Origin of the sequence: Streptomyces blattellae, from assembly GCF_009709555.1 — a bacterium.
Lineage (GTDB): Bacteria > Actinomycetota > Actinomycetes > Streptomycetales > Streptomycetaceae > Streptomyces > Streptomyces blattellae.
On record NZ_WJBG01000225.1, the window covers coordinates 126,029 to 144,605 of the forward strand.

The window sequence follows — 18,577 nt, forward strand, 5'->3', positions numbered from 1 at the left end:
GGGGCGGGCTCAGGGCATGGGGTCGGGCCAGGTCGCCTCGTCCTCCATCAGGTCCAGGTCCGGCGGTACGAGTGTCGTTGACTCGACCAGCCCCTTGAGCAGGTTCTGCAGCAGGCTGTTGTCGGCGGGGCGGCCCTGCGACTTGTCGTGCATCAGCGGGTACTTGAAGCCGGTGCGGTCCAGACGGCGGCGTACGGCCTCGATGCGGTACTCGATCTTGCGCTCGTTCCAGCGTGCGTCCGGGCGCAGATACGCGAGCTGCTCGGCCGCCATCGCGTAGGTCAGGGGGCGTGGATCCTCCTCGTAGAGCAGGTACCGCTGGCCGAGCACAACCAGGAGCAGCCGTTCGTCGTCGTCCAGGGCCCAGGTCTCCGGCCGCGCGGTCTCGGCGTGCCGCCGCGACACCGGTCCTTCGTCGTCGTGGCTCGCCACATACAGCTCGACCAGGTGCTCACGGTAGCCGGAGCCCTTGACGAACAGCGGCGTGTAACCGGTGGTGAGCGGGATCGGCTCCGTGCTGAAGTGCATCATCCGGCCGCGGGGCAGCCGGACGAGCTGCTGTCCGATGTTGCGCAGCCACCAGTGCCCCTGGCGGTACGTCAGCTCGCCGTGCCGGCGGCTCACCCGCAGGTCGTCCACGCCGACGCCCAGGTCCACGTCCGGCTTCTCGCCACGGCCGAAGGCGACCGTCAGGCCCGGCCGGGGCGGGGCACTGAGGTCGCCGGTGACCGAGCGCACATGCAGCGTGCCGGGCTGGGCGGGCGCGACTCCGCGCGCAAGGCTGGCGGAGAGAGTCATCGCGGTTCTCCTTGGATCGGGTGCTTTCTCGACACGCGTACGGGCGCTGCTACCAGGATCCGGCACCACCTACGGGACCCCTCCCCAAAACGCCCTCGTACAAAAGGAGCGTGCCCATCCGCGCTCCACCGGATGTGGCGCCCAGGACGACGGTTCCGGGGAGGGAGCGGAACCGTCGTCCACGAGCGCGTGCGCGTCGACGTGCGCGACGGCAGGCGGGTCGGTACGCCGGTTTCAGTAGGCCGGTTTCAGGGTCCCGCCGGGGAGCTTCTTGTCGTCCTCCCGGGCGACACTGCACACCACATAGCGGAAACCGGCCTCCCACTCCTCGTCCGTGGAGTACCAGCCCAGCATCTCGTGCCCCTCGCCGCGGGCCCAGTTGACGCCGTACTTCTCATAGCACAGCTCTCCCCAGTCGACGCTGTCCGCCGAGCCGTCGCCCGAGGCCCAGGCCCAGCCGACGATCTGCTCGTGGTGCGGCTCGTCGCAGCTCACCAGGGTGTCGGTGATCGTGCCGTCCTCGTCCTCCTCGGAGTTGATGCAGTCACCCGGGCCGAGCTGGGTGACGTACGCCTCGTCGCCGAACTTCCGGAACTCGCCGAGCGGGCCGCCGATCGTGGCGTTCTTCAGGAAGAGCAGACAGGCCGCGGCAGGGGGATCGCTCTGGCCGGGCTCGGGCGTGAGGACGTACAGCACGGGATCGGCCATGGTGCCGCGCAGCTCCGCGGTGCGCCGGGTGCACTCGTCCCGTACGTTCTCGGTGCCGTCCGTCGCGATCGTGGTGATGACCTGTCCCTGGGGGTCGTCGTCATAGCAGTCGACAAGGTCCAGTTCGGGCCGTCCCTGGAAATCCTCGTCCTTCCAGTCGGCGTCGACGCACTGGCCCGCCGTGAGTTCCTCACGCAACCGCACCTGCTCGCCGTACGGGTAGGCGGCGCGGGTGACCGACGGGGAGGGGGTCGCGACGGCCTTCGCCTTGACGTCGGGGGTCTTCGCGGTGTCCCCCGCGTCGTCGAACGTCGTGGCCCCCAGCCCGAACCCTCCGGCGCCGATCAGCACGGCGGCGAGCGCCAGCAGGACGGTGGTGCGCCCGGCCGGCGGACGGGAGGTGGCGATGAGGGGCGCTTGAGTCTCCGTCCCGGACGGCTCGGGCAGCGGCACACTCGCCGTTCCCGTTCCCGTTCCCGTTCCGGTCGCTGCCGCTTCGGCAAGCAGTTCGGCCGCCTCCGCAACCGGTATTCGGTCCGCCGGGTCCTTCGCCAGCAGGCCCATGATCACGCGGCTGAGCGGTTCGCTCGCCCGCTGCGGCACGGCGGGGTCGGTGTTCAGCGCGGCGAGGAGGGTGGCGTCGAGCGTGTCCCGCTCGAACGGAGCGGTGCCCTCGACGGCGGCGTAGAGCGTGACGCCGAGCGAGAACAGGTCGGACGCGGCAGTCGCCTCACCGCCGGACAGCCGCTCCGGAGCCACATAGCCCGGCGTGCCCACGACCATGCCGCTCTGGGTGATCCGGGTCTCGCGCAGCCGCAGCGAGATGCCGTAGTCCGTGAGCAGCACCCGGCGGTCGGCGATGCCCGCATGGTCCGGCGCCAGCAGGATGTTGGAGGGCTTCACGTCGCGGTGGATGATGTCGAGCCGATGCCCGGCACTGAGCGCGTCGAGTGCGGCGGCCCCGATCCGGGCCACTTCGTCGCTCGGCAGCGGATGGCGCTCCTTCAGTACGGCGCTCAGGTCGCGCGTCCCCGGCAGGTACTCCATCACGATCCACGGGCGGTCGTCGGCCTCCACGACGTCGTACACCGTGATCACGTTCGGGTGCTCGCGCAACTGCGCCGCCTTCAGCGCCTCCTTGCGCCCCCGGCCGGCCGGGTCGTCGAGGGCAGCCTCCGAGGTGTGCGGTACGTCGATCTCCTTGACCGCGACCTGCACCCGCAGTTCCTGGTCCTCGGCCAGCCACACGCTCCCCCCGCCGCCGGAACCCAGCCGCTGCCGCAACCGGTACCGCCCGGCGACGACCTGCTCCCGCTCCCCTGCCACCAGCGTTCTCCCTTCGGCCGTGCGCGCACCACGTCAAAGAGCGCCCCGCCATGCTCATCCCGTCCGTCCGGGAGCCCTCCCGAATCCCCGGCCGCCGGCGCGGTCGACTGGCGCTTGCTCAGGGCGGGTTGGGGGCGGGTGAACGTCGACCGGCGGGTTGTGCTACGGTTTCCGAGTTGCAGTTGTGGTACCCATGAACCTATGTGCGCCTGACGGGAATGTTTATCCATCAGGCGCATTATTTGTTTTCCGGCATCTCCGGATGGGGCCTCTGCCTACAGAAGGAGAAAGTCATGGCACAGGGCACTGTGAAGTGGTTCAACGCCGAAAAGGGTTTCGGCTTCATTCAGCAGGACGGCGGCGGCCCCGACGTCTTCGCCCACTACTCGAACATCGCGACCCAGGGCTTCCGTGAGCTGCAGGAAGGCCAGCGGGTCAACTTCGACGTCACGCAGGGCCAGAAGGGCCCGCAGGCGGAGAACATCGTCCCCGCCTGATCGCCGGACGCTTTTCCGCTCACCGGGGTCCGCACCGTCATGGTGCGGACCCCGGTGAGTGCTGTTTCCAGTGTGTTTTCCAGGAAGGCAGGCATCCGCAATGCCCCGCAGGCCCCAGAAGCCCAACCGGCGCTCGTCGTCACCCCCACCGTCCGCGGCGTCGCCCAGGGAATTCCGGCTGCCGGAAAACACCACACCCGCACTTCCCGCCGTCGAGGAATTCGCCGGTCTGGACATGCCCGCCGGACTGCTGGACACCCTCACCGCGCAAGGCGTGACCACCCCTTTCCCCATCCAGGCCGCCACGCTGCCCAACTCGCTCGCCGGCCGTGACCTGCTGGGCCGTGGACGCACCGGCTCCGGCAAGACCCTCGCGTTCGGGCTCGCGCTCCTGGCCCGCACGGCCGGACAGCGCGCGGAGCCCAGGGCACCTCTCGCCCTCGTGCTGGTGCCGACCCGCGAACTCGCCCAGCAGGTGACGGAGGCACTGACTCCGTACGCGACCGCGGTGAACCTCCGGCTGGCCACCGTGGTCGGCGGACTGTCGATCACCAAGCAGGCCGGGGCTCTCCGGCGCGGCGCCGAGGTCCTCGTGGCCACCCCCGGCCGCCTCAACGACCTCGTGGAACGCGGGGACTGCGTGCTCGGCAGCGTCCGCATCACGGTGCTCGACGAAGCCGACCAGATGACCGACATGGGCTTCCTGCCGCAGATCACCAGGCTGATCCAGCAGGTGCGGCCCGACGGGCAGCGCCTGCTCTTCTCGGCCACTCTGGACCGCAACATCGACCGCCTGGTGCAGCGGTTCCTGACCGATCCCGTCGTGCACTCCGTGGATCCGTCCGCGGGAGCGGTGACGACGATGACGCACCACGTCCTCCACGTCCTGGACGAGACCGACAAGAAGGCGGTCACCACGCGCATCGCGGCCCGGGACGGCCGGGTCATCCTCTTCCTCGACACCAAGCGGTCCGCCGACCGGCTCGCCAAGCGGCTCCTGGCGGTCGGCGTCCGCGCGGCGGCCCTGCACGGCGGCCGGTCTCAGCCGCAACGCAACCGCACCCTCGACCAGTTCAAGAACGGCCAGGTCACCGCGCTGGTCGCCACGAACGTCGCGGCCCGCGGCATCCACATCGACGACCTCGACCTCGTCGTGAACGTCGATCCCCCCACCGACCACAAGGACTACCTTCACCGCGGCGGCCGCACGGCCCGCGCCGGCGGCTCCGGCAGCGTGGTCACCCTGGTCCTGCCCGACCAGAAACGGGACGTCACCCGGCTCATGTCCGACGCGGGAATCCGTCCCCGTACCGCCCGCATAACCTCCAGCGACCCCCACCTGTCCACCATCACCGGCGCCCGTGAGCCTTCCGGCATCGCTGTCACCATCGAGGTCCCCCAGCCGGCGGCACCGCCGGCAGTCCGCCCGAAGCGCAAGCCCGTCGGCGAGCCCGGCAAGCGCTCCAACCGCCGCCGCCGAAACGGCAACGGGGCGGCCGGAGCGGCGACGGGTGTCACCCCCGGCACGGGTGGCGGCCGCACCCCGGACCGCCGAGCCTCGGACACCGCCTCGACCGGTGCCGCCTCCGGCAAGGCCGCCCCCCGCCGAGCCTCGGCACCCCGAGGCAACAGGCAACGCCCTGCCCGTTGATCACCTGAGTCCGGCGTTCGCCCGAGCTTTGTGAACCGCCGCCGAACGCAACCGAGTCGGGCGGGGCGCCCCCCCAGCACGGCTGCAGCCCGGGCGCGCACCCTGGTGGGGGTGGTGTCGCGCGTCCGGGCTGCGATTGCCGTTCGAAGGGGAGTTGACGGGGTTGTTGCGACTTGGGGGCCGCTACGCGACGGAGTACGAAGCCACCCGCCCCGCGGCCGTCACGGCTACGACCGCAACGCGCTGGAACCTGCGCATCGGCCCCTCGGCGCCTCTTTAGCGGGAGATGTGCGGAACGGCGTACTGATCGATACCGAACTCAGGCGAGTCGCCACCCTTGTCACCGTGCTTGCCACCGTTCGGCGCGTCCCAGGAGGCGACGGCGTTGGACTGCGAGACGGCCACCGCGGTGATGTCCGTGGCGTCCTTCTCCTTCTCGTGGCCGCCTGCGAAGCTGACGCCGGCACCGAGGGCGGACAGCCCCGCGATCGCTACCGCCACGACCGCAACACGCTGAATCTTGCGCATGGTTTGACCCTTTCTTACGTGGGCAATCGCCCTCGCTTGATTACGTAATGTGATGATAAGCACACGAGCCGTAGCGGTATTGGATCTCCGGAGGCTCCGCGCGCCGTGTCGAATCAGGGCGGGACATACGGGAATCGCCGCCATCGGCGCGAGCTGACAAGCCGTCAGGAGATCGTGACCGAAGGCCCACGCGCATGCGTTACGGCGTCAGGGTGCTTTCGCCGCCAGATCACCAAGTCCGGCGTGCCACACCGGCTCGTCTATCACTTTTCCTTCTAATCTTCGGTCACGGTACGAAGTCGATCTTTCACGGATCGCACCCACCTCACTCACCGGAGATGACATGCGCAAGCTTCACAAGGCTGCCGTCCTGGTCGCCGCTCTCAGCAGCGTCGGGCTCCTGGGCGCCGGCACCGCCAGCGCCAACGGCGGCGACGGTCACGGCGGCAAGGGCGGAAACTACAGCGTCCTGCAGAGCACCGAGTGCAAGTCGCACGACCTGAACCTCGACATCCTCGGCCAGGTCGGGATCCTCAACGGCCTGCTGGGCCAGGGTCTCAACGGCGAGGGCAACTCGGGTGGCCAGGGCACCCACCTGGGTTCGGACATGGGCTGCAGCAACAGCGCGTTCTGAGCACCTTACGGTCGCGCAGTCGGCCGAGAGCAGGACGCAGATCCCGGCACCGAGCCGCAGGGCCCGGCGCCGGGATCTCCCATGTCAGGGAGGCCGTCACCGCACCCTGCCCCGGAGCCGCAGGAAGTCCGACAGGCCTTCCAGGAGCCGGTCGACGTCCTCGGTGCTGTTGTAGGGCGCCAGGCCGACGCGGAGGCCGCCGGTGTCTCCGAGGCCGAGTCTGCGGGACGCTTCGAGGGCGTAGAAGGAGCCGGCGGGTGCCTGGACACCGCGTTGCGCCAGGAAGTCGTACGCGTCGGCCGGGTCGTGGTCGTCGAAGGTGAGCAGCAGGGTGGGGGTGCGGTCGGCGGCGCGGGAGTGCACGGTGACCTGCTCCAGGGCGGACAGTCCTTTGTCGATCTGCGCGCGCAGGACGTTCTCGTGCTCCTCCAGCGCAGCGGACGCGGAGACCAGCCGCCGGCGGCGGGTGCCGGTGGCGGCGGTGTCGAGGCCGGCGAGGAAGTCGACCGCGGCACGGGTGCCCGCGAGGAACTCGTAGGGCAGTGTGCCGAGTTCGAAACGTTCCGGGACGGCGTCCGTCGAGGGCAGCAGCTTGTCCGGGTGCAGGCTCTCCAGCAGTTCGGGCCGGGCGGCGAGGACGCCGTGGTGCGGGCCGAGGAACTTGTAGGGGGAGCAGACGAAGAAGTCGGCACCGAGTTGCCCGACGTCGACCAGGGAGTGGGCGGTGTAATGCACTCCGTCGACGTGGAGGAGCGCCCCGGTCTCGTGCACCGCACGGGATATCGCGGCGATCGGGGGCCGGGTGCCGATCAGGTTGGAGGCGGCGGTGACCGCGACGAGCCGGGTCCGCTCGCAGAGCACGGCGCGGATGTCCTCGACGCCCAGCTCGCCGGTCGCGGGGTCGAAGTCGGCCCATCGGACGGTGGCGCCTGCCTGCTCGGCGGCCTGGATCCAGGGGCGGATGTTGGAGTCGTGGTCGAGGCGGGTGACGATCACCTCGTCGCCGGGCGACCAGGTTTTGGCGAGGGTGCGGGAGACGTCGTAGACGAGCTGGGTGGCGCTGCGGCCGAAGACGATCCCGGCCGGTTCCGCGCCCAGCAGGTCCGCCATGGCCCGGCGGCTCTCGGCGACGATGGCCTCGGCGTTGCGCTCCCCGGGCGTGGTCCGGCCCCGGTTCGACAGCGGCTGCGCCAGCGCGTCGGCGACGGCCTGGATGACCGGCCGGGGTGTCTGGGTGCCGCCGGGTCCGTCGAAGTACGCGATCCCGGCGCTCAGGGCTGGGAACTGCGCACGGAGAGCGGCTACGTCGTACGTCACGGAAGCTCCTGTCGCTGCTCGGCCGCGGCCGGGGTTCGGCCGGCCATGCCATGGTCGAGGCGAAGACGACGGTAGTTCACGACGCCGACAGCGTGAACGGCCGCTCCCCGAAGAACGGCCCGGGTGTCAACCCGCGTTCGACCACGCGTCAGGACGGGGTGCCAGCACCGCGGCGACCACGGCGTCGGCCGATGCCATGACGTCGGCGACGAAGCGCAGGCGGCCGATGCCGAGCCGGCGCAGTGCCGAGCCGTGGTCGGCGGCGACGACGAGGCAGACCACGAGGAGGAGCAGTCGCCAGAGGGCCAGCACCGGGCGGCGTGTCAGGCGGGGCAGTTCGGCCAGGGAGGCGTGCAGTCGCTCGCAGTGGAAGGGCACGTGGCGCTGCTCGTCGGTGAGGATCCGTCCCGCCACATCCGAAGTGAGCGGGTCATCGGCGCCATCGCGCAGGGCACGGTAATAACGCAGCGCCACCACTTCCGCGATCATCAGCACCAGCAGTTCCATGCGCAGGCCCATGAGCCGCCGCAAGCGTACGAATGCCGTGTCGCTCCAGTGGCCGCTCAGCGTCGGCACGCTCCCCGCGGCCAGCAGCCGGGCGAGCAGGCGGGCGTGGTTCTGTTCCTCGGCGACGAAGAGCCGGACCGCCCGCGCGTAGTCGGCGTCGCCGGCCTGGTCCGCCTTGCCGACGAGGTTGGCGCCGTCGCCGTCCTCGCCGACCTGGAAGCGCTGAATGCTCGCCGCAACCGCCGGATGCAGGGTCGCTCCGCGCCCCCAGTCCGGGTCCCCCTCGGCGTCCCGACGCTCCCGCTCGTCCTCGAACCGCTGCGTCCACTTGGCGAATCCGTCCGTGCGCACCCGGTCACTCCTCTCCCGGACACGGCCACCGTGCCCCGGAGAGGGACGACGCCTGCGAACACCGAACCGTTCCCCACAGGTCCGGGGAGCTGAGTCTTGTCGCCCTCGTTCTCTGACTCTAGACTCACTGAAGTGAAGTAAGTTCAGGTGCCGTACGCGACAGCGGTCGGGAGCAGACTCATGCTGGGTTCCTTGGACGGCAAGACCGTGCTCGTCACCGGCGCGGGGCAGGGCATCGGGCAGGCGATCGCGGTGGAGATGGCCCGCACGGGCGCCTCCGCCGTGGCCGTCGCCGACCTGAACGGGAAGACCGCCGCCGAGACCGCGGAGCTGGTGCGCGCCGCCGGTGCGCGGGCCGAGGCGATCGTCTGCGATCTGCGTGTGCGGGACGGTGTCGCCGCCATGGTGGCGCACACGGCCCAGCGTTTCGACGGACTCGACGTCCTGGTCAACAACGCGGGTGTGATCGAGACCGCGTTCACGGCCGAACCGGAGCGCGGGGTCGACGCGCTGCCCGAGGAGGTCTGGGACGCGGTCTACGAGGTCAACCTCAAGGCGGTGTGGCTGACGACCAAGTTCGCCGCGCCCCATCTGCGCCGCTCGACTCGTGGGCCCGCCATCGTCAACACCGCCTCCGTCTCCGGCCTCACCGGTTTTCCCGACGCCCCCGCGTACGGCGTCACCAAGGCCGGTGTCATCCATCTGACCAAGGTCACCGCCGTCGACCTGGCTCCGGTGCGCTGCAACTGCCTCTGCCCCGGCGTCGTCGACACCCCGCTCGCCCAGGGTCACTTCGCCGCCGCCGCGGACCGTGACGCCATGGAACGTGAACTGACCGCACCTCAGTTGGTGGAGCGGCTCGGGCGTCCGGAGGAGGTCGCCAGGCTGGCGTGCTTCCTGGCCTCCGACGACGCGGGGTTCATCACGGGGTCGTCGTACGTGATCGACGGCGGCGCGCTCGCCTGGCTCGGCCGGAGGGACTGAGGGGCGCGGAACGGCGGTGACGGCCACCGACAGCGAGAAGTGAGGAATCCATGCAGGCAAGGCTGGCTGGGAAGACGGCGCTGGTGACCGGCGCCACCGGAGGCATCGGCGACGCCGTGGTACGCCGGCTCGCGGCCGAGGGCGCGGCGGTCGTGGTGACCGACCTCGACGGCGATCGCTGCGAGAAACTCGCCGAGGAGGTCGGGGGCGGCGCTCTGGGGCTGGCCCTGGACGTGTCGGACGAGTCGGGGTGGCGCGAGGCCGTCACGGCGGCGACCGCCGCGCTGGGCGGTCTGTCCGTGCTGGTCAACAACGCCGGTATCGCCACGATGCACACCGTCGAGACCGAGACCATGGACTCCTGGGACCAGGTCCTCGGCGTGACCCAGACCGGAGTGTGGCTCGGCATGAAGTACGGCGGCCCGGCCATCGAGCGCTCCGGCGGGGGCTCGATCGTCAACGTCGCGTCGATCTTCGGCACGGTGGGCGGCTTCGGCGCCCAGTTCTCCTACCACGCGGCCAAGGGTGCCGTACGCCTGATGACGAAGAACGCCGCGCTGCATTGGGCGAAGCGCGGCGTACGGGTGAACTCCCTGCACCCCGGTTTCATCGAGACGCCCCGTTCCCGTGAACTCTGGCGGGACACGCCCCGGTTGACCGCGATGGTCGAGGGAACACCGCTGGGCCGGCTCGGCACGCCCGAGGAGGTGGCGGCGACGGTTGCGTTCCTCGCCTCTGACGACGCGAGCTTCATGACCGGGTCCGAGCTGTACGTCGACGGAGGCTGGACGGCGCGCTGAGCCGGCCGCTTCCGAAGGGGCGCGGCTCAACCAGTCGCAGCCGCATACGAGTTGACGTCATCGGTTCGCGTACATCGGACGTGCCCTTGCGCTGCCAGCACGTCGAGGTGGGCCGCGGTCTCGTTGACGGCGAGCATCTGGTTGAAGGCGTTGAGGTCCGCGAAGGGCACCCTGCGCCGGGTCCAGCCCAGGTCCCCCGCCACCTCGTACGCGGTGCGGGTACGGCCGTCGAGGGCGGCCAGCGTCTCGGTGAGCCGGTCGTCGTGATGGGCGAGCAGCTCCGCGACCCGGGTGTGCACGCTGTCGCCGACCGGGCCGTGCGCCGGCAGCAGCCGGGCGTCGCCGAGGGTGGTCATCAGACGCAGTGAGTCGAGGTAGTCGCCCAACGGCAGGGCGGGAGACCCGAGTTCGAAGCCGATGGACGGGGTGATGTGGGGCAGGACGTGGTCGCCGGCGAACAGCAGTCCCCGCGCCTGGTCGAGGTAGACCACATGCCCCTGGGTGTGGCCGGGCGTCGGAACGACCGTCAGGCGGGTGTCACCGAAGCGGAGTTCCTCCGCCTCCAGCCAGCGGTCGGGGGCCTCCCAGACACCGGGGTCGAAACTGCCGTGGTCCAGCGCGGCGACCCGCTCGGCGAGGTCGTGGGCGCCGGCCCGGCGCAGCGTCTGGAGCGAACCGGTCGGCTGGTCCGTCCGCAGCTCCCCCAGCAGCTCCAGACCGCGCCGCTCGCCCGCACCGAGGTAGACCCGGGAGCCCAGCAGTCTGCGCAGCTCGACGGCCTGAGTGTAGTGGTCGCGATGGATATGGGTGACCAGGATGTGACTGATCTCGCCGAGATCGTGGCCGAGTTCGGTCAGGGCGTCCTCAAGTGCCTTGCGCGACTCGGGGATCGACCAGCCCCCGTCGATCAGCACCAGCCCCTCCGTCAGCCCCTCCAGCGCGTAGACGTTGACGGCCCGCAGCCCGTCCTCCGGCAGCGGGAGCGGAATGCGGTGGACGCCGGGCCGTACGGTCTCGGGTCCGCCCTGTGCCCAACCGCCGTGGTCGAAACGGGGGGTGCGGGTCGAGGGGGTGGTCATGCATCTCCTTGCCGGTGTCGTTCGGGCGGTGCGGAGAGCCCCTCGTGCAGGTCGCGGGCGAGCCTGCGGGCTCCCGACCGGTCGAGCTTACCCACGGTGGTCTGGGGCAGCTCGCTGACGGTGAAGGCGAATTCGGGCCACTTGGTCTTGGACAGGCCGGTGCCGGCGAGATGCGCGGTGAGCTCGTCGAGGCCGAGTTCCGCGCTGCCTTCCTCCACCACGACGAGCACGGCGGCGCGTTCGCCGAGGAGCGGGTCGGGCACGGGGGCCACGCAGGCGCGGGCCACCGAGGGATGGGCGGCGACGGCGCGCTCGATCTCGGTGATGTCGAGGTTGCGTCCGCCGCGGATGATGACGTCCTTCTCCCGGCCCATGACGGTGACCGTCCCGTCCGCGCCGGTCACCAGCAGATCACCGGTGGGGAAGAAGCCGTCCGGGGTGAGGTCCGGCGGCTCGACCTTGCCGTCGCGGGCGTAGCCGAGGAAGAGGGACGGTCCGCGGACCTGCGCGCGGCCTGTCGCACCCGGCCCCAGGACCGTGCCGTCGGCGGCGACGGCCCTGAGGTCGGTGCCGGGGAAGGGCCGTCCGTCGCGGCCGAGGCGGATGTCCTCGGGGTCGTCGGGGCGGGGCGAGGTGTGTCCGAGACACTCGGACATGCCGAAGACCCGCAGGATCGTCGTGCCCAGGGAGCGTTCGGCGCGGGCGAGCGCTCCTCGGTCCATGGGGCCGCCGCCGACGGTGATCGAACGGACCCCGTCGAGGACCTTCGAACCTGCCGCGGCAGAGCCCATCTGGAGGGCCATGGTCGGCACGCACATGGTCCACCGCACGTCGTGGGCGGCCATCCGTTCGAGCGCCGCCCGCTGGTCCCATCGACCGGCCAGGACGAGCGGTCCGCCCAGCATGAGCGACAGACAGGTGCCGAAGCAGTAGGCGGCCGTGGAGGAGAGCGGCACGACTGCGGCCACCGCGTCCCCGTCGCGCAGGCCGTTGACGTCGATGGTGCAGGAACACGCGTACCGCAGCGCGCTCTCGGACTGGACGACGCCCTTGGGGCGTCCGGTGGAGCCCGAGGTGAGGCCGATGAGCGTGCCGCCGGACCAGCGGGAGACATCGCGCGGGCCGCGGGCGGCACGCACCGACCAGCCGTCGAGGGCCTCGGCCGTGCGCGCGTCCGGCCGGGCCCGGCCGCCGTCCCACTCATCGAGCGCGGCCGGGTCGGCGACCAGGACGTCGGGCCGGATGTCCGCCACGGCGGCGGCGAACTCGGCCCGAGTGGTGTGCCGGTTGACCAGGGCCAGGACACCGCCGGTCAGCCCCACGGCGAGTGTCGCGGCGACCGTGCGCCACGAGTTGTCGGCCTGGAGGAGCACGGTGCCGCCCGGCGTGCCGTCGGGGGTCATCTCGTCCGCCAGTTCGGTCGCGCTCCGCAGGAGGCCGCGTGCGGAGTGGTGTCCGTGGTCGTCGATGACGGCTGTGAAGTCGGCCTGTTCGGCCCGGTCGTAGAACTCCCGCACTGTCTGTCGCATCCGGTTCCTCGCCTCGTCGCGAAGGGGGTGGCTCACGCCGGGCCGGGTCCTCGGCCCGGCCTGCTCAGCCGGCGTACATCTCCGCCTCACCGCCCATGACGGCGATCCGGCGTCCGCGCATGTCGCCGACCTGGGCGACGGCCGCCGCCCACTCCGGGCTCCGCAGCGCCTTGCGCAGGTCCTCGGCGGTGTCGAAGCTCAGGACGGAGACGCCGTCCCAGCCCTCCGAGCGCGGTTCGAGAGCCTCGTCGATGTCGGTGTGGCGCCAGGCGCGGAGCCCGGGCAGCCGACGGGTGAGCTCGGCGTGCTCGCCGCGCCACCAGTCGATGAACCGCTCATGGGTCCACTCGGGCGGCCGGGCGGCCAGCAGGACGAGGTTGTACATCACGCCTCCTCAGGTGGTGAACAGGACCGCCGGTGAACGCCCGATCAGCAGGCGCCTCACTCTGCCCTCGCCGTCCAGCCGGGCCGAGGCCACGAAGCTCGCCTCCGGCACGCCCGATCTCCGCACCTCGCCGAGGTACAGCTCGTCCCGGCCGACCGTGCTCGCGCAGAGCGGGTGGTGGGTGCGCACGCCCACCTCCCGCTGCGCCAGGTAGCCCTCCATCTCGGCCCGGCCACCGTGGAAGTCGGTGCCTGCGTCGCCCCCGGTGGAGAACAGGATGGAGAAGGTGAAGTCGTCGCTGATCAGGTCGAGGATCCGGTCCGCGTCGTCGCTGTCCAGGATGGCGAACCAGGTGGTCAGGAACGGCGCGGCGGACGTGGACGGCGCGCTCACGGCCGGTCCACGAGATCGAAGTCGGGGGTGAAGAACGACTGGTAGCGCGCCATCAGTCCGGCCGGTGAGACCTGTACGGCGGAGAGGAAGGCGCCGGTGGTCACGCCCTGGTCGACGACGAAGCCGTACGCCGTCTCGACGTCGCCGTCGACCGTGTACCGCACGATCTCATGCGTACGGTCCACGGCGTCGCGCCCGGCGATGTACGCGGCGAAGTCCTCGCGGGACGTGCCGGTCCGTTGGCCGCCGGGGAGGGCGATGAGGAACCGGAAGCCGGGTTCCAGGAGTTCGAGGGCCTTCTCCGGGTCCTGGCCGTCCATTCTGGCCATGTACTCGCGCAGCACCATTGCGGATCGTTCTCCCTCAGCGTCTGCCATAAAACAACCTGAGTTCAGTTCAATTTGACTGTACGCCCGCCGCTCCGCCGCCGACAAGAGGCGGGGCGGGCGTGCGCCGGGGCCGGTCCGCGCCGGGGCCGAGGGCTATTACTCCGCGACCATCCGCACCACGCACCCCTCGATCATCTCGCTGATCTCCGACAGGGGAATCGCTCCGGTCGGCCGGTACCAGCGCCAGACACTGACGATCATGCCGAGCACGGCGAGACCGAGGGTGTGCGTGTCACGGACCGGGAAGGCGCCCTTCGCCATGCCGCGCATCAGCAGGTTCGTCCAGTCCCGCTCGACCATCTGGACCAGCTGGCGGGCCGCGACGCGCTCCGTCTCCTCGCGCTCGGACTTCCGCGGGTTGGCCAGCAGGGACATGTTGGCCTGCAGGATGCGCATCTGGCGGATCTCCTGCTCGGTGACCGCGAAGGCGCTGCGGACCGCCGCGCGCAGTTCCTCCACCGGTTCCGTCTCCCCGGTCGTGGCCTCGACGAACTGGTCGTGGGAGCGCTGGAGTTCCAGGCGCATGATGGTGAGCAGACAGTGCGCCTTGGACTCGAAGTAGTGGTACAGCGCGGTCTGCCCGATACCGACCCGGTCAGCAACCTCCGACCACTTCGTGTTCTCGTAGCCGTCCCCGCCGAACCGCTCCACGGCCGCCACGAGGATCGCGCCGCGCTTCGACCTGGGCCCCTCCTCCGGATCCACGATCCGCGCCCTTGCCATCGCCTCTCCCTCTGCTCCACGGCGGCTCCGATCACCGTCCGGTCGTCCGAGAGTAGACCCAAATTCAGGTCGGGCTCGAATCGGAGATCGGCAGGATTCCGCGCACCCCGTCCGGCCTCGCGAACCCTCGCGGCGAAGGCCCGGCCGGCGCGGACCCGGGCCGCGCGGACCCGGGCCCCTCGCCATCGGACCCCGCCAACCCAGACCCCACAGACCCGGACCCCACGCCATCGGACCCCGCCAACCCAGACCCCACAGACCCGGACCCCACGCCATCGGACCCCGCCAACCCAGACCCCACAGACCCGGACCCCACGCCATCGGACCCCGCCAACCCAGACCCCACAGACCCGGACCCCACGCCATCGGACCCCGCGGACTCGGACCCCGCAGACTCGGGTCATGCGGACTCGGGTCGTGCGGACTCGGGTCGTGCGGACTCGGGTCGTGTGAAGTCGGGCCGACGCCCGGCGAGGAATGCCGTCACGCCTTCCCGGCCCTGCGGGGACGCCGCGGCGGCGGCCAGGTGGCGGGCCTCCGTGTCGAGGTGTTCGTCCAGTGCGGCGGAGAGTGCCCCGCGGACGAGGCGCCGCGTCACCCCGTAGGCGCCGGTGGCTCCGCGCGCCAGCGCCCTCGCCGTCTCGACGGCCTCCGTACGCAGCCGCTCGGGCGCGACGATCCGGCTCACCAGCCCTATCTCCAGCGCCTCGGCGGCCGGGACCCTCCGGTTGGTCAACAGCAGGTCCAGGGCCCGCCGTGGCCCGACGAGCCGGGGCAGCGACCAGCTGACGCCCGCGTCCGGGGTGTACCCGATCGCGGTGTACGCGGCCGTGAAGGAGGCGTCGGTCGCCGCGAGGCTCACGTCCGCCGCCGTCACGAGCCCCAGCCCCGCCCCCGCGACGGCCCCCTGCGCGGCGACCACCAGGGGAGCGTCCAGCGCGGTGAGGATCCGCAGCGCCTCGTGGAGCGCGTCGGTGACATCGGTGAGATGCCCTGTCAGGCGCTCCCCGGACAGCGCGGCGAACTCCTTCAGGTCACCGCCCACGCAGAAGGACCGCCCGCGCCCGGTGAGCAGCACCGCCCGCGCCGTCTCGCACTCCCGGACGGCGTCCAGCATCTCCCGGGCCGTCGCCAGGTCGATCGCGTTGCCCGACCCGCGGCACATCTCGACCCGTGCCAGCCCGTCCCCGTCGACCTCGACCGTGACCCTCATCGCGCCGTCCACCCGCCGTCCACGGTGAGCACCTGCCCGGTGCAGTAGGAGGACGCGTCGGAGGCCAGGTAGAGCAGTGCCCCGTCCAGCTCCTGCTGCTCACCGCCGCGCCCCAGCATCGTGCCCCGTTCGACCCAGCGCCGGGAGCGCTCGTCGGCGAACAGCCCGTCGGTCATCTCCGAGGGGAACCAGCCGGGGGCGAGCGCGTTGACCCGCACACCCGAGCTTCCCCACTGCCCGGCCAGTTCACGGGTCAGGCCGATGAGACCGGCCTTGGACGCCGTGTAGGCCGCACCACCCAGCGGGGCTGCGGAGACCAGCCCGAGGACGGACGCGACGTTCACCACCGATCGCGTCTGACCGGACTCCGGCGCCTCGGCCAGCAGCCGCGCGAGATGGAAGGGTGCCACCAGGTTCACGGCCAGGACACCGGCGAAGTCCTCGGCGCTCTCTTCCTCGGCCCGTACGGCCCCGGAGGCGCCCGCGTTGTTGACGAGCACGTCGAGGCGGCCGGTCTCGTCGAGCGCCGTCTCCATCAGCCGTACCCGGTCCTCCGCTCGCGAGACGTCGCACACGACGGGGCGGATGCGCGGATCGTCGTCGGCCAGTTCCTTCAGCTTCTCCAGTCGCCGGGCGGCGGCGAAGACGACGGCGCCGGCCGAGGCGAGCACCACGGCGAACCGGGCCCCGAGCCCGGACGACGCCCCGGTGACCACGGCGGTCCGCCCGCGCAGTGAGAACAGCTCCGGTGCCGGGCGCACGACGGCGGTCATCCCTCCACTCCGATCGGCAGCGTGGTCGCCCCGCCGTCCAGGACCAGCGTCTGCCCCGTCATCCAGGACGAGGCCTCGGACGCCAGGAAGACGGCCGCATGCGCCACGTCCGCCACCGTCCCCAGCCTGCGCAGCGGCAGCTTCGCGGTCAGGATCGGCTCCCTGGGCTCCCAGACGGCACGGGCCAGCTCGGTCTTGATCAGTCCGGGCGCGATCGCGTTCACCCGTGCCTTCGGCCCGAGTTCGTAAGCGAGTTGCCGGGTCATGTGCAGCATGGCCGCCTTGGTCGCGTTGTACCAGCCGATGTGCGGGTCGACGATCAGTCCGCCGACGGAGGCGATATTGACGACCGCTCCCCCGCGCTCCTCCATCCACGCCCGCCAGGCGCAGCGGGTCCAGGCGACCATGCCGTACTGGTTGACTCGTACCGTCTTCTCCGCGCGCGGCAGGTCGAGGTCGAGCAGGTCGCCCATGTACGGGTTGGTGGCCGCGTTGTTGACCAGGACGTCGAGACGGCCGAGGCGGGACATCGCCTCCTCGACGCACCGCCGGGCGTCGTCGGGTTCGCCGGCGTTGGCGACCACCTCGTGGACCTCGCCGTCCCCTTTGGCCCGCAGCAACTCCTCGCGCGCCGCGGCCAGTCCGTCCGGCTTCCGGGCGGCGATCACCACATGGGCGCCCGCCTCGCGGTACGCCTTGGCGATCCCGAGGCCGATTCCCCGGGAACCGCCGGTGATGACCGCGACCCGGCCGCTCAGTGCCTGCTCGTTCACGCCGACTCCTCCGGGTACTTGGCCAGTTCACGCCGTGCGACCGTGCGCAGATGCACCTCGTCGGGCCCGTCCGCGATCCTGAGCGCCCGGGTGATGGCGTACAGCCGCGCCAGTACGGTGTCGTCGCTGACCCCTGCCGCGCCATGCGCCTGGACGGCCCGGTCGACCGCTCGGTGGGCGACCTCCAGGGCGGCCACCTTGATGGCGGCGACCTCGGTGCGCGCCGCCGCGTTGCCCTGTGTGTCCATCAGCCAGGCCGACTTGAGGACCAGGAGCCGTAGTTGCTCGATCTCGATGCGGCTGCGCGCGATCCACTCGCGGACGACGCCCTGTTCCGCGAGCGGGCCGCCGAAGGCGGTACGGGTCAGGGTCCGGCGGCACATCAACTCCAGTGCGCGTTCGGCGAATCCGACGGCCCGCATGGCGTAGTGCATGCGCCCGGGTCCCAGCCGCCCCTGAGCCAGGGCGAATCCCTCCCCCTCGCCGCCCAGGAGCGCCGACGCCGGCACCCGTACGTCCTCGAAGAGCACGTCGCCGTGGCCGCAGCGGTCGGTGTAGCCGAACATCGGCAGATCGCGCAGGATCGTGATGCCGGGCGTGTCCCGTGGGATCAGCAGCATGCTCTGCTGCCGGTACGTCGGCGCGTCCGGGTCGGTGACGCCCATCAGGATGATCAGCCGGCAGTCGGGGTCGAGGATGCCGGAGGTGTACCACTTGCGGCCGTTGACCACGTACTGGTCACCGTCACGGACGATCCGCGTGCGGATGTTCCGCGCGTCGGAGCTGGCGACCTCCGGTTCCGTCATCGCGAAGCACGAGCGGATCTCGGCCGCCAGCAGGGGCCGCAACCAGAGGTCCTGCTGCTCGGGCGTGCCGAAGAGCGCGAGCAGCTCCATGTTGCCGGTGTCGGGTGCGGAGCAGTTGAACACCTCGGGCCCGATCACCGACCGTCCGGCCAGCTCGGCGAGCGGCGCGTATTCGAGGTTGGTGAGGCCGGCGCCCCAGTCGCCGTGCGCGAGGAAGAGGTTCCAGAGGCCTTCGGCGCGCGCCTTCTCCTTCAACTCCCGCATGACCGGCGGGAGTCGATGGGGGTTATCGCCCTCGGCGAGCTGCCGGTCGTAGACGGCTTCGGCGGGCAGGACGTACTCGTCCATGAACGCGGCCATGCGGTCGCGGAGTTCTTCGGCCTTCGGGGTGAGTCCGAAATCCATGCCGGCGC

The 18,577-nt window shown here is 71.2% G+C and carries 20 protein-coding genes; 5 read left to right on the top strand and 15 right to left on the bottom strand.

Annotated elements, in window-relative coordinates; translation table 11 throughout:
- Positions 1-9: 9 nt before the first annotated feature.
- On the bottom strand, positions 10-798 hold the full coding sequence (locus tag GFH49_RS32765; protein ID WP_155059676.1) for an FHA domain-containing protein: 789 nt from the start codon (positions 796-798) through the stop codon (positions 10-12).
- A gap of 234 nt (positions 799-1,032) precedes the next feature.
- Positions 1,033-2,832, bottom strand: coding sequence for a serine/threonine-protein kinase (locus tag GFH49_RS32770; RefSeq protein ID WP_155059677.1), 1,800 nt, complete (start codon positions 2,830-2,832; stop codon positions 1,033-1,035).
- A 293-nt stretch (positions 2,833-3,125) separates the two neighbouring features.
- On the opposite strand from GFH49_RS32770, the gene GFH49_RS32775 reads away from it, so the two are divergent.
- Positions 3,126-3,329, top strand: a complete 204-nt coding sequence (locus GFH49_RS32775; RefSeq protein WP_155059678.1) for a cold-shock protein — start codon at positions 3,126-3,128, stop codon at positions 3,327-3,329.
- A gap of 100 nt (positions 3,330-3,429) precedes the next feature.
- Positions 3,430-4,980: a DEAD/DEAH box helicase gene (locus GFH49_RS32780; protein WP_155059679.1), complete on the top strand. Its 1,551-nt coding sequence runs from the start codon at positions 3,430-3,432 to the stop codon at positions 4,978-4,980.
- 276 nt (positions 4,981-5,256) lie between these two features.
- Here the strand turns inward: GFH49_RS32780 and GFH49_RS32785 are convergent, their stop codons facing one another.
- Complete coding sequence (locus GFH49_RS32785) at positions 5,257-5,508, bottom strand: hypothetical protein (RefSeq protein WP_155059680.1); 252 nt, start codon at positions 5,506-5,508, stop codon at positions 5,257-5,259.
- 343 nt (positions 5,509-5,851) lie between these two features.
- Between GFH49_RS32785 and GFH49_RS32790 the strand changes: the two genes are divergently transcribed.
- Complete coding sequence (locus tag GFH49_RS32790; RefSeq protein WP_155059681.1) at positions 5,852-6,142, top strand: hypothetical protein; 291 nt, start codon at positions 5,852-5,854, stop codon at positions 6,140-6,142.
- 96 nt (positions 6,143-6,238) lie between these two features.
- On the opposite strand, the gene GFH49_RS32795 is transcribed toward GFH49_RS32790, so the two are convergent.
- Together GFH49_RS32795 and GFH49_RS32800 are read right to left on the bottom strand one after the other, a co-directional pair.
- Entirely contained in the window at positions 6,239-7,459 is a 1,221-nt protein-coding gene (locus GFH49_RS32795) for a cysteine desulfurase-like protein (protein WP_155059682.1), read from the bottom strand.
- A gap of 126 nt (positions 7,460-7,585) precedes the next feature.
- A complete protein-coding gene (locus tag GFH49_RS32800) occupies positions 7,586-8,317 on the bottom strand; it encodes a ferritin-like domain-containing protein (RefSeq protein ID WP_155059683.1) in 732 nt (243 codons plus the stop codon).
- Positions 8,318-8,497: 180 nt separating this feature from the next.
- On the opposite strand from GFH49_RS32800, the gene GFH49_RS32805 reads away from it, so the two are divergent.
- Together GFH49_RS32805 and GFH49_RS32810 are read left to right on the top strand one after the other, a co-directional pair.
- Positions 8,498-9,301 (top strand): SDR family NAD(P)-dependent oxidoreductase, encoded by an 804-nt coding sequence (locus tag GFH49_RS32805; protein ID WP_155059684.1) that lies wholly within the window; start codon positions 8,498-8,500, stop codon positions 9,299-9,301.
- A 50-nt stretch (positions 9,302-9,351) separates the two neighbouring features.
- Positions 9,352-10,101 (top strand): SDR family NAD(P)-dependent oxidoreductase, encoded by a 750-nt coding sequence (locus GFH49_RS32810; protein WP_155059685.1) that lies wholly within the window; start codon positions 9,352-9,354, stop codon positions 10,099-10,101.
- Positions 10,102-10,127: 26 nt separating this feature from the next.
- On the opposite strand, the gene GFH49_RS32815 is transcribed toward GFH49_RS32810, so the two are convergent.
- The 10 genes from GFH49_RS32815 to GFH49_RS32860 form a co-directional block, all read right to left on the bottom strand.
- Positions 10,128-11,180 carry an MBL fold metallo-hydrolase gene (locus tag GFH49_RS32815; RefSeq protein WP_155059686.1) on the bottom strand — a complete coding sequence of 351 codons (1,053 nt, stop codon included), beginning with the start codon at positions 11,178-11,180 and terminating at the stop codon, positions 10,128-10,130.
- Positions 11,177-12,709, bottom strand: coding sequence for a class I adenylate-forming enzyme family protein (locus GFH49_RS32820; RefSeq protein ID WP_155059687.1), 1,533 nt, complete (start codon positions 12,707-12,709; stop codon positions 11,177-11,179). The genes GFH49_RS32815 and GFH49_RS32820 overlap by 4 nt, the downstream gene beginning before the upstream one ends.
- Before the next feature lie 64 nt (positions 12,710-12,773).
- Complete coding sequence (locus GFH49_RS32825; protein ID WP_155059688.1) at positions 12,774-13,094, bottom strand: EthD family reductase; 321 nt, start codon at positions 13,092-13,094, stop codon at positions 12,774-12,776.
- A 9-nt stretch (positions 13,095-13,103) separates the two neighbouring features.
- Complete coding sequence (locus tag GFH49_RS32830; protein ID WP_155059689.1) at positions 13,104-13,487, bottom strand: nuclear transport factor 2 family protein; 384 nt, start codon at positions 13,485-13,487, stop codon at positions 13,104-13,106.
- Positions 13,484-13,834 (bottom strand): nuclear transport factor 2-like protein, encoded by a 351-nt coding sequence (locus tag GFH49_RS32835; protein WP_155059690.1) that lies wholly within the window; start codon positions 13,832-13,834, stop codon positions 13,484-13,486. The genes GFH49_RS32830 and GFH49_RS32835 overlap by 4 nt, the downstream gene beginning before the upstream one ends.
- Before the next feature lie 138 nt (positions 13,835-13,972).
- A complete protein-coding gene (locus GFH49_RS32840) occupies positions 13,973-14,599 on the bottom strand; it encodes a TetR/AcrR family transcriptional regulator (RefSeq protein ID WP_155059691.1) in 627 nt (208 codons plus the stop codon).
- Between the two features lie 400 nt (positions 14,600-14,999).
- Positions 15,000-15,812 carry an enoyl-CoA hydratase-related protein gene (locus GFH49_RS32845; RefSeq protein WP_155059692.1) on the bottom strand — a complete coding sequence of 271 codons (813 nt, stop codon included), beginning with the start codon at positions 15,810-15,812 and terminating at the stop codon, positions 15,000-15,002.
- Positions 15,809-16,585 carry an SDR family NAD(P)-dependent oxidoreductase gene (locus GFH49_RS32850; RefSeq protein ID WP_155059693.1) on the bottom strand — a complete coding sequence of 259 codons (777 nt, stop codon included), beginning with the start codon at positions 16,583-16,585 and terminating at the stop codon, positions 15,809-15,811. The genes GFH49_RS32845 and GFH49_RS32850 overlap by 4 nt, the downstream gene beginning before the upstream one ends.
- A complete protein-coding gene (locus GFH49_RS32855; protein ID WP_155059694.1) occupies positions 16,582-17,358 on the bottom strand; it encodes an SDR family oxidoreductase in 777 nt (258 codons plus the stop codon). The genes GFH49_RS32850 and GFH49_RS32855 overlap by 4 nt, the downstream gene beginning before the upstream one ends.
- The gene (locus GFH49_RS32860; RefSeq protein ID WP_155059695.1) at positions 17,355-18,569 is read right to left on the bottom strand and encodes an acyl-CoA dehydrogenase family protein; all 1,215 of its coding nucleotides are present in this window, start codon (positions 18,567-18,569) and stop codon (positions 17,355-17,357) included. Before GFH49_RS32860 ends, GFH49_RS32855 begins: the two co-directional genes overlap by 4 nt.
- Between the last annotated feature and the right edge of the window lie 8 nt (positions 18,570-18,577).